This window comes from Agrobacterium sp. LR_9 (assembly GCF_041954855.1).
In the GTDB taxonomy this organism is placed as follows: domain Bacteria; phylum Pseudomonadota; class Alphaproteobacteria; order Rhizobiales; family Rhizobiaceae; genus Agrobacterium; species Agrobacterium leguminum.
The window spans coordinates 44829-55031 of sequence record NZ_JAVAYA010000026.1; the positions used below are offsets into that span (position 1 = coordinate 44829).

6 protein-coding genes are annotated in these 10203 nt (G+C 59.9%); 5 read left to right on the forward strand and 1 reads right to left on the reverse strand.

Translation table 11 applies throughout. The features are described 5' to 3' along the window. Positions 1-268: 268 nt before the first annotated feature. Positions 269-2944 carry a DNA translocase FtsK gene (locus RAC79_RS22130; protein WP_174039853.1) on the forward strand — a complete coding sequence of 892 codons (2676 nt, stop codon included), beginning with the start codon at positions 269-271 and terminating at the stop codon, positions 2942-2944. 92 nt (positions 2945-3036) lie between these two features. Then, complete coding sequence (locus RAC79_RS22135; protein ID WP_174039852.1) at positions 3037-4113, forward strand: Ldh family oxidoreductase; 1077 nt, start codon at positions 3037-3039, stop codon at positions 4111-4113. Between the two features lie 43 nt (positions 4114-4156). Here RAC79_RS22135 and RAC79_RS22140 read toward each other — a convergent pair whose 3' ends face one another. Further along, entirely contained in the window at positions 4157-6151 is a 1995-nt protein-coding gene (locus RAC79_RS22140) for a bifunctional diguanylate cyclase/phosphodiesterase (RefSeq protein WP_174039851.1), read from the reverse strand. A 316-nt stretch (positions 6152-6467) separates the two neighbouring features. Between RAC79_RS22140 and RAC79_RS22145 the strand changes: the two genes are divergently transcribed. From RAC79_RS22145 to RAC79_RS22155, 3 genes are all read left to right on the forward strand, one after another. After that, positions 6468-7514: a class I SAM-dependent methyltransferase gene (locus RAC79_RS22145; protein WP_161987804.1), complete on the forward strand. Its 1047-nt coding sequence runs from the start codon at positions 6468-6470 to the stop codon at positions 7512-7514. Between the two features lie 92 nt (positions 7515-7606). Then, positions 7607-8431, forward strand: a complete 825-nt coding sequence (locus RAC79_RS22150) for a bifunctional allantoicase/(S)-ureidoglycine aminohydrolase (protein ID WP_078052735.1) — start codon at positions 7607-7609, stop codon at positions 8429-8431. Positions 8432-8597: 166 nt separating this feature from the next. After that, entirely contained in the window at positions 8598-10103 is a 1506-nt protein-coding gene (locus tag RAC79_RS22155) for a diguanylate cyclase domain-containing protein (protein WP_374997543.1), read from the forward strand. Positions 10104-10203 lie beyond the last annotated feature (100 nt).

The window sequence follows — 10203 nt, forward strand, 5'->3', positions numbered from 1 at the left end:
AGCAATGATTTTACGTTGCGTGGGCCTTTGCGGAAACAATATGCTTTCTGGTGGCAATGTGCTTTTCTCCTGCTGCGGTCCCGCCGGCGGCGATGTTCCGGAAAATTGATTTAACGCAATGAAATTAGGTGGTTGGGATGCCGGCGTTTCGGCCGTGTGTGTCCCGTTGCCCCTGTGGGCGGAGCGAAAATCTGCCGCGGTGACCCCGTTTGGAAAGGGGTAATTAACCTTTATTTTCTATTTCAGGGAGACCGAAATATGTACGTTTATGATGAGTGTGCACGCTGCCATGAGTTTCTCCCGATCCAGATTCCAGAATTCGTCCAATAGCGTAGGGGAGGGGAGCGAGAAGGCTCGTCATGCCGGCGGCCAGTCGGTTGCCGGTCAGCAGACGGCGGGAATGAAGGCGGGCGCGGCACCCCGGCCGAATGCCGATGTCAGCGCAGCCGATGCCATTGAAGGCCGCGCCGAGATGCCCGGCTGGCAGAATGCTTTCGTGCTCGGCCCGAATGTGCGTTTCACCCGCACGCCGGAAAGCGCCTTTGCCCGGCGCATGCCGGTCGAGACACCCAATATTCCGGAAGAGGAAATCCCAGCTGCCGCCCCGCCTGAAACGGTGGAGCAGGAACACGCCGTGCAGCAGGAGGTTTCTGTCCCTCAACCCGTCGTGAAGCCCGCTGAACAGCGCGTGCCGCCGCCGCGCATGCCGTTTCTGCCGCAGCCGCCGGAGGCCCGGGGCGCCAGGGCGCTGACTTACAAATTGCGGCTGGAGCTTGCCCGCAAGCAGGCGGAAGAGGCGGCTGCCGCTGCGCAGATGCCGGTTCAGGAGGGTATCTCCGTAGCCGTGGAAGCGCCTGTGCCGCAGGTATCCCCGTCGGTTCAGCCGCAATCCGTCGCGCCTGCTGTCGAGGCCGCTCAGGCCGCCATTCCTGCTTTCGCCGCCCATCTGCCGGATGAGCTTTTCTGGGAAGTGATGACGCTCGATCTGCCGGGCAGTGCCGGCGAGGGCGTTTCTGCGTCCACGCGCGCCGTTCTTGCAAATTCGGTCGTCACGGCGCCAACGATAGTCGCGCCGGCGGCCGTCGTGTCGCCGGCAGCGGCTGCGATCGTGCTTTCGTCCGAACCTCCGGTCGTCACCGTGCCGGGCGGTTCCGCAATCCGGCTTTACCGCGAGATTGGCGTGCGTCAGTCCGTCGTTCCTGCCGCCCTTCCGGCGGTAGAACAGGAAGTCGCGCCGCTGCCCGTCGCGGAAGCGCCGATGGTTGTCGAGACGCCGAGACCTGTGGAGCAGGTTCAGCCGGTTGAGAGAATTGCGGCCGAGCCGCGCTTCACGCCACGCGCGCCCATCCAGGCCTCGCAGCCGATGTTCCGCGAAGCGCCTGTTTTCGCCGAAGGGGAATATGAATATCCCTCCATCGATCTTCTGCAGGAGGCCCGCGTCCAGCAGACCACGACCATGACGCCGGAAGCGCTGGAGCAGAGCGCCGGGCTTCTCGAAAGCGTGCTGGAGGATTTCGGCATCAAGGGCGAGATCATCGATGTCCGTCCGGGCCCCGTCGTCACGCTGTATGAGTTCGAGCCCGCCCCCGGCGTCAAGTCCTCGCGCGTCATCGGTCTCTCGGATGATATCGCCCGCTCCATGTCGGCGCTCTCGGCCCGTGTCGCCGTTGTGCCAGGCCGAAATGTCATCGGCATCGAACTGCCGAACCCGGTGCGCGAGACGGTTTATCTGCGCGAACTGATCGAAGCGACAGACTATGCCGAGACCCGCCAGAAGCTCGCACTTTGCCTCGGCAAGACCATCGGCGGCGAACCTGTCATCGCCGAACTGGCGAAGATGCCGCATCTGCTGGTCGCCGGCACCACCGGCTCCGGCAAGTCGGTCGCCATCAACACCATGATCCTGTCGCTGCTCTATCGTCTGAAGCCGGAAGAGTGCCGTCTCATCATGGTCGATCCCAAGATGCTCGAGCTTTCCGTTTATGACGGTATTCCGCATCTGTTGACGCCTGTGGTTACCGATCCGAAAAAGGCGGTCATGGCGTTGAAGTGGGCCGTGCGCGAAATGGAAGACCGTTATCGCAAGATGTCGCGTCTAGGCGTGCGCAATATCGACGGCTACAATGCAAGGGCCGCTGCCGCCCGCGCCAAGGGCGAGACGGTGTTCTGCAACGTGCAGAGTGGTTTTGACCGCGCCACCGGCGAGGCGGTCTACGAGCAGGAGGAAATGGACCTCACGGCCATGCCTTATATCGTCGTCATCGTCGACGAAATGGCAGACCTGATGATGGTGGCCGGCAAGGAAATCGAAGGCGCGATCCAGCGTCTGGCGCAGATGGCGCGTGCGGCCGGCATCCATCTCATCATGGCAACCCAGCGCCCGTCGGTCGATGTCATCACCGGTACGATCAAGGCGAATTTCCCGACCCGTATCTCCTTCCAGGTGACCTCGAAGATCGACAGCCGCACCATCCTCGGTGAACAGGGCGCGGAGCATCTGCTCGGCCAGGGCGATATGCTGCACATGATGGGCGGCGGCCGCATCGCCCGTGTCCACGGTCCCTTCGTTTCGGATGAGGAAGTGGAAAAGGTGGTCGCGCATCTGAAGACGCAGGGACGTCCGGAATATCTCGGCACCGTTACCGAAGACGCTGACGAAACCGACGAAGAGGCGGAAGAGGAAGCCGCTGTTTTCGACAAGACCGCCATGGGTGAGGACGATAGCGACGATCTTTATGAAAAGGCCGTCAAGGTGGTGATGCGCGACAAGAAGTGCTCCACATCCTATATCCAGCGCCGCCTGTCCGTCGGTTACAACCGTGCCGCTTCGCTGGTCGAGCGTATGGAACAGGAAGGCATCGTCGGGCCTGCCAACCATGTCGGCAAACGCGCGATTATCGCCGGCGAACGCTCTTCTTACGATGCCATGGGAGCGGAAGACTGATTGAGCCCTCGGGGCGCGCGATATTCGATTGCAAAAACGCGCCCCGTGAATAGCTTGTGCGGCATGGATTCTGGAATTGGGAGGATTCCCTCATGGCGCACAGCAATGAAAAAGCCACCGTTCTGGCGAGCCTGGGTGAGCTGGAGCGGTTTTGCCGCACCGTTTTTCTGGCCGCCGGCACCGATGACGAAACGGCCGATGCGGCGACCCGCGCCATGATGCACGGCACAAGGCTCGGTGTGGACAGCCACGGTGTGCGCCTCCTCGCACATTATATTACCGCTCTCGAAGGCGGGCGTCTCAATCGGCGGCCGCAGATCCGCCGCGTTTCGGGCTTCGGCGCGGTGGAGACGATCGACGCCGACCACGCCCATGGCGCCCGCGCCACCTATGCGGCGATGGACAGCGCCATGGTGCTCGCGGAAAAAATCGGCATTGGCGCGGTGGCGATCCGCAACTCATCGCATTTCGGCCCGGCCGGCGCATATGCGCTGGAAGCGGCGCGGCAGGGCTATATTGGCCTCACCTTCTGCAATTCCGACAGTTTCGTGCGCCTGCACGATGGCGCCATGCGTTTCCACGGCACCAATCCAATCGCCATCGGTGTGCCGGCAGCGGATGACATGCCCTGGCTGCTGGATATGGCCACCAGCGCGGTGCCCTATAACCGTGTCCTGCTTTACCGGAGCCTCGGCCAGCAATTGCCGCAAGGTGTGGCCTCTGACGGCGACGGCGTCGATACCCGCGATCCCCATGCCGTTGAAATGCTTGCCCCGGTCGGCGGCGAGTTCGGTTTCAAGGGGGCCGCACTTGCGGGAATGGTCGAGATTTTCAGCGCTGTTCTCACGGGCATGAAACTCAGCTTCGATATCGCTCCCATGGGCGGGCCGGATTTTTCCACGCCGCGCGGGCTTGGGGCTTTCGTTCTGGCGCTGAAGCCGGAAGCCTTCCTGGAACGCGAGGTGTTCGACGAGGGCATGAAACGTTATCTCGAGGTCCTGCGCGGATCCCCCGTTCGGGAAGATTGCAAGGTGATGGCGCCGGGTGACCGGGAGTGGGCGGTGGCGGCAAGGCGGGAGAGGGAAGGGGCTCCTGTCGATCCCGTCACGCGGGCGGCCTTCTCGGAGCTTGCCGTAAAATTCTCGGTCAACCCGCCTGCTTATCATTAAAGCGGCCTGCGGCTGACGGCGTCGTTCCGCCGTCATCCCGTGTTCAGGCGGGTCGCAGCAGCATATTCGGGCGCGGATAGGGCGCTGCCGCCGCGCCCAGCCTTTCGGCCCCAATGGGACGGCCGATATAATAACCCTGCGCGTAGTCGATCTCCATCTGACGCACGAGCCTCAACTGTTCCTCGGTCTCTACGCCTTCGATCAGGATTTTGTGGCCGCGGTTGCGGATGAGGCGGATCATGTCCTGCAGCATCGCCCGGCCACGCGGGGTCTTGCTGTCATGCAGGAAGGAGCGGTCGATCTTGACGGTATCGAAATCCGTCATGCGCAGCCACGAAAGGCCGGCAAAACCCGTTCCGAAATCATCCAGCCAGATATTGATGCCGAGCGTTTTCAGGTCGTTCAGACAACGCAGCACGTCCGAATGCATTTCCATGTCGACGCCTTCGGTGATTTCGAAGGCAAGCCTGTTGCCGGCAATTCCCGCCTCCACGAGAATGGCGGCCACCGAGGTGGCGAAACCCGGATTTTTCAATTGCATCGGCGACACGTTGACACTGACGACCGCCACCTTGTCATCGGCCAGTATCTGCTTGCAGACGGTCTTGATGGTCCACAGGCCCAGTTCCATGATCGTGCCGGTGCGTTCGGCAATCGGAATGAAAATACCGGGTGCGACTGGATTGCCATCCAGCAGGCGAAGCCGCATCAGCGCCTCGACCCCCGCGGTCTCGTTGGTCGAAACGTTGAGAATAGGCTGATAGACGAGGGAAACGAGATCTTCCGCGACAGCGATTTTCAGCAGGGCGGCAATGTTTTCCGTCTCGTCGCTGGTCTGCGGATCGTCCGGGTCGAACAGCTTCATGCAGTTGCGGCCATTGCCCTTGGCGATATAAAGCGCGCGGTCGGCCTCGTTGATGATCTTTTCCAGCTTGCCGTCCACGTTGGGACGGGTGAAGGACGCACCGATGCTGACGGTGACGATGAAGGTGCCATCCCGGCGCTGGTCATGCGCAAGCGACAGGTCTTCAACGGTGTGGCGGATCGTCTCGGCAAGCTCACCCACCTGCTGCTTGGATTTGAACGGCGCCAGCACGATGAATTCCTCGCCGCCATAGCGGCCGATGGAAGCGCCATGTTCGGTGATCGCATTCTGCAGGGCTTTGCCTACCGTCACCAGGCATTTGTCGCCTTCCTGGTGGCCGTAACGGTCGTTGTATTTCTTGAAGAAGTCGACATCGATCAGGAAAACGGCAAAGCCTTCTTCCTTCCTGATCCAGTTGTCCCACAGCAGGCGCAGATGGTGGTCGATGGCGCGGCGGTTCTGCAGGCCCGTCAGGGAATCGGTATTGGAAAGCCGCAGTAGCGCCTGGCCACGTTCGTCAGCCGCCTTCTGCTGGGCCTTCGCCTCCAGCCCGTTGACGAAGACGTGGTAGCGCTCCCGGTTCAGATTCCAGTTTACGTAAGAAGTGAAGACGAAACACGATATGTAGAAGGTGCCAAAGGCGAACTTGTAGAAGCTGTCTTCGGGAAACTGCGTTGCCGCCAGAAAATAGGTGACGAGAATAATGCCTGAAGACACCAGCGACAGATGGAAGCGGAAGGTGAAAAACAGATTGGCGCCCATCATGAAGATCGCGCCGAAAACCATGTAATAGGACATGTTTTCGGTATTGTCGGTCAACAGCGACGGCAGCAGCCAGCCGATATAGCCCATGACGAGAGCGGTGGCGCAGGTGAGATCGAGCGCCGCGGTGCTGGCGCCCTTGCTTAGCTGAATCTCCAGCGTCAGCAGGGATGACAACACAACAATCAGACGTGCGATAATGGTGTAAAAAGCGACGTCGGGTATCAGAATGATGTCGGTTGCGGCAAACAGCAGATAGATGAAGACAGCGGTCCACAGGCCGCGCCGGATAGAACCGCGGCGGCTGCGCTCACCTTCCTGCTGGTAAAGGGCAAGGAGTTCATCAGAAAACCGGGAGTCCGGCCGCCGATAGTCTTGCTGTCCACTCACCTCTCCCAATGTGTGCTTCATGCACTTTCCCATAGTGTTGCGTATACTTTATTAAGTAACTGCTTATTCCACTTTTCCGTGTGCTGTCGCACCCAGTGCGGGTTCCCGTCGATCTCTGCCGATGCGTGCGGAGAACATGGAAAGGAAGAACGCATCATACGTTCGCAACATTAAGTTTCACTAAATCGCGTATCTGCTTTCTCCCGTCCTCACGAGTGTGACCAAAAAAATACGCTAATTTACTAATGTATCCCTACACCGCTCAAAAATCGAAAGCGAGTGGCCTTCCGCCTCCCAGAAACGTATAGTTAACAATGTGTTAATACTGGAGGCTGAAGTGGTGCGGGTAAAGAAGAAAAATCTTGACGGGGCAAGTCTGATTACCCCGGATACTGTCGCAAAAGAGATTTTTGAACGCAGAACGGAAACATTCGATGAGCAGTTCGCCGTTGCGAAAGCAGAGATTGCGCTCATTCTCGAATTGGCACAGCAGCAGTTCGACAATCGTATTTCAGCACGTGAGATAATACATAGAACGGCGGGCGCACTGCATGGTCTGCGTGAGAAGCTCCACTCCAGCGTGTGGGCTGAACTGATTCCGCTGGTGCAGAATCACCCTGTTTCGGTCCATTTTCTGGAGGACCCGTTCACGCGCTGGTCTTTCGAAAAGCCGCGGGGTTATTCGGGCGATGCGCAGCTGCTCGATTTCATTTATGGCCACGACAGTGTTGCCGAACTGGTAAATAAAGCCACGCCGCTCGGTGCGGCCCTTTACGACTACACGAAGGATGCCAGTTCCTCGGTCGCCGTGCGCGAGCGGCGCGATTTGCTGACGCGGTTCGTCGATGAGGCTGCGGCCCGGCACGGTAGTGAGACGGAAATCCTCACCATCGCTTCCGGTCATCTGCGTGAGGCGGATGCCTCCGTGGCGCTGAAGGAGGGCAAGATCAAGCGCTGGGTAGCGCTCGATCAGGACCCCTTGAGCGTCGGTTCCGTCGCCCGCGATTTCAACGGCAGCTGCATCGAGGCGATCGACGGTTCCGTGCGCGATATCGTCCTGCGCACGCAGGAACTCGGCACTTTCGATCTGATCTATGCGGCCGGTCTCTACGACTATCTGAACGACCGCGTGGCGATCAAACTCACGCGGCGCTGCATGGAAATGCTGAAGCCCGGCGGCATGTTCCTCTTCGCCAATTTCTCGGAGGACATCGTCGTCGACGGTTACATGGAAACCTTCATGAACTGGGCGCTGCTGTTGCGCTCCAAGGCGGATATGTGGCGGATCGTCAATGCCAGCGCCGATCCTGCAGGCATCGAGGCGGATGTGTTCTTCGGGGAGAACCACAATATCGTCTACGCTACGATGCGTAAGAAGGCGTGACATCCTTCGGGCCAGTCTCTGCTTGCCAATAACCATTTGATTAAACGCCGGCGCGGGCCTAAGAATCCGCGCCGAATGCGTTGCAGAATGGAATGGCTGAAATGAAGAGATATTATTCGGATATGGGTGGTCTGCCGGGACAGACGGAACTTCTGTCGAGCAAGGCGGTGTTCAAGACCGCCTATGCGGTCATCCCCAAAACCGTCATGTCCGATATCGTGACGAGCGTGCTGCCGCACTGGACCGGCACCCGGGCCTGGATCATCGCCCGGCCAATGACGGGTTTTTCCGAAACCTTCGCGCAATATATCGTCGAGGTGCAGCCGGGCGGCGGCAGCGACCGGCCGGAACCGGACGCAAGGGCGCAAGCGGCGATCTTCGTTGTCGACGGCGAAATGACCGTGGAATTCGAGGGCGTGCCGCATGCCTTGCGGGAGGGCTCCTTCGCCTTCCTGCCGGCCGGTTCCCGCTGGCAGCTTCGCAATTCGGGCAAGGCGCCCGTCAAGTTCCACTGGGTCCGCAAAGCGTTTCAGGCGGTCGACGGGCTGGAGCCGCCGCCGGCTATCTTCACGCATGAGGATGAGCACGCTTTGTCGGCCATGCCGGATACGGACGGCAAATGGGCGACGACCCGCTTCATCGATCCGGAAGACGTGCGTTACGACATGCATCTCAACATCGTCACCTTCGAGCCGGGCGCGACCATTCCCTTCATGGAAACCCATGTGATGGAACACGGCCTTTATGTGCTGGAAGGCAAGGCCGTCTACCGGCTGAACGAGGACTGGGTGGAAGTGCAGGCGGGTGACTTCATGTGGCTGCGCGCCTATTGCCCGCAGGCCTGCTATGCGGGCGGGCCGGGCCGCTTCCGTTACCTGCTCTATAAGGATGTGAACCGGCACGTGAAGCTCTGGTAACGGGCGTCATATCGGCAAAACCCATGAATTATCGCGCAATCCGGCGGTTTGCGCGATAAATGCTTGCGTTAGATCGAATATCACTAATAAATCCGGTTATGCGGACGGCTATCGCCGTTGCGCACCGTTTCGGCATTCGCCTGCTATCCTTGAGAAGACCTCCCGTATGAATGAGATAATCGATACCAATGTCTTCAATCTTGCCCCCGTGGCGATGTGGATCGAGGATTTCAGCGAGGTGAAAAGCCAGTTCGATATCTGGCGATCGCAAGGCGTCGAGGATATCCGGGCGTTTCTTCTGGAAGATTTATCGAGGGTGGCGGCCTGCTCGCAGAAAATCCGCGTGATCAAGGTCAACGCCAGGACGCTGGAACTGTTCGAGGCCCGCGATCAGGCGCATCTCGTCGACAATCTACACCGGATTTTTCGTGACGACATGCTGGAGAGCCATGTGAACGAGCTTTCCGAGCTCTGGGCGGGCAAGACGGAATTCACCAGCAACGCGGTCAATTATTCAATCGGCGGCAAGCGGCTGGATATCCAGTTGCGCGGCGCGGTCATACCCGGCCATGAAGAAACCCTCGGGCGGCTGCTTTTGACCACCGAGGATGTGACGGAGCGGGAGGAGGCGCGCCGCAAGGAGCTTCTCAACCGCCGTTACGCCGAAGGCATGTTCAAACATTCGCCCGTTTCCCTGTGGGTGGAGGATTTCAGCCGGGTGCGGCGGCTGATCGAGGAGGTCAGGGAGCGCGGTATCATCGATTTCCGCGTGTTCATGGATGTGCATCCCGAATTCGTGCGGCAATGCATGAGCGAAATCCGCGTCATCGACGTCAACCGCGCCACGCTCGACCTGTTCTGCGCGCCGGACCGGCAGGTTCTGTTGCAGCGACTCGGCGATATTTTCCGTGGCGAGATGGAAAAGCCGTTCCGGGAACAGCTGATGGAGCTTTGGAACGGCAATCTCACCCACCATCGCGAGGTGGTGAATTACGCGCTTGACGGTTCGGAGCGGCACGTGCTCCTGCATTTTTCCGTCTTCCCCGGCCATGAGCGCGACTGGTCGCTGGTGCAGGTGGCGTTGACGGACATTACCGCGCGCAAGAAGGCGGAGGCCTATCTCGAATATCTCGGCAAGCACGATGTTCTGACCAAGCTGCACAACCGCGCCTTCTATTCGGACGAGCTGAACCGGCTGGAGCGCAGCGCGCTCAGGCCGGTTTCGGCCATCGTCATCGATCTCAACGGCCTGAAGGACGCCAATGACAGGCTCGGACACGATGCCGGCGACGCATTGTTGCGGCGTGTGGGCGAGGTGCTGAACGGCGTGGTGACCGCGCCGAACCATGCGGCGCGCATTGGCGGCGACGAATTCGCCATACTTCTTCCCGGCGCCGACAGGCAGGTGGCCGCCGCCATGGTCGAAACCGTTTATGAGCTGCTGAAGATCAACAACCAGTTCTATTCCAGCGCGCCGCTCAGCCTGTCACTGGGCGTGGCGACCAGCGAGGCCGGAGAGACGATGGAATCGCTGGTGCGCCGTGCCGATATGAACATGTACGAGCAGAAGAACGCCTATTATGCGGCGCTGCGCAACAGATCCGCCGACAATAACGACACGACGAAACCCGGCCCGCAGCCGGAAGCCTCCTCGCTGAAGCGTCTGTCCTAAGGGGTAGTGAGGGCGTCGTGGGGCATTCCCTCAGCCCCGACGCCATCCTCGGCCCCGTGCCGAGGATTTAGTCACGTCTAATAAAATCAATCGGTTGCAG

Coding starts and splice junctions, on each gene's coding strand:
- RAC79_RS22140 (WP_174039851.1), bottom strand. CDS start 6,151: ATGAAGCACACATTGGGAGAGGTGAGTGGACAGCAAGACTATCGGCGG.
- RAC79_RS22135 (WP_174039852.1), top strand. CDS start 3,037: ATGGCGCACAGCAATGAAAAAGCCACCGTTCTGGCGAGCCTGGGTGAG.
- RAC79_RS22155 (WP_374997543.1), top strand. CDS start 8,598: ATGAATGAGATAATCGATACCAATGTCTTCAATCTTGCCCCCGTGGCG.
- RAC79_RS22150 (WP_078052735.1), top strand. CDS start 7,607: ATGGCTGAAATGAAGAGATATTATTCGGATATGGGTGGTCTGCCGGGA.
- RAC79_RS22130 (WP_174039853.1), top strand. CDS start 269: ATGATGAGTGTGCACGCTGCCATGAGTTTCTCCCGATCCAGATTCCAG.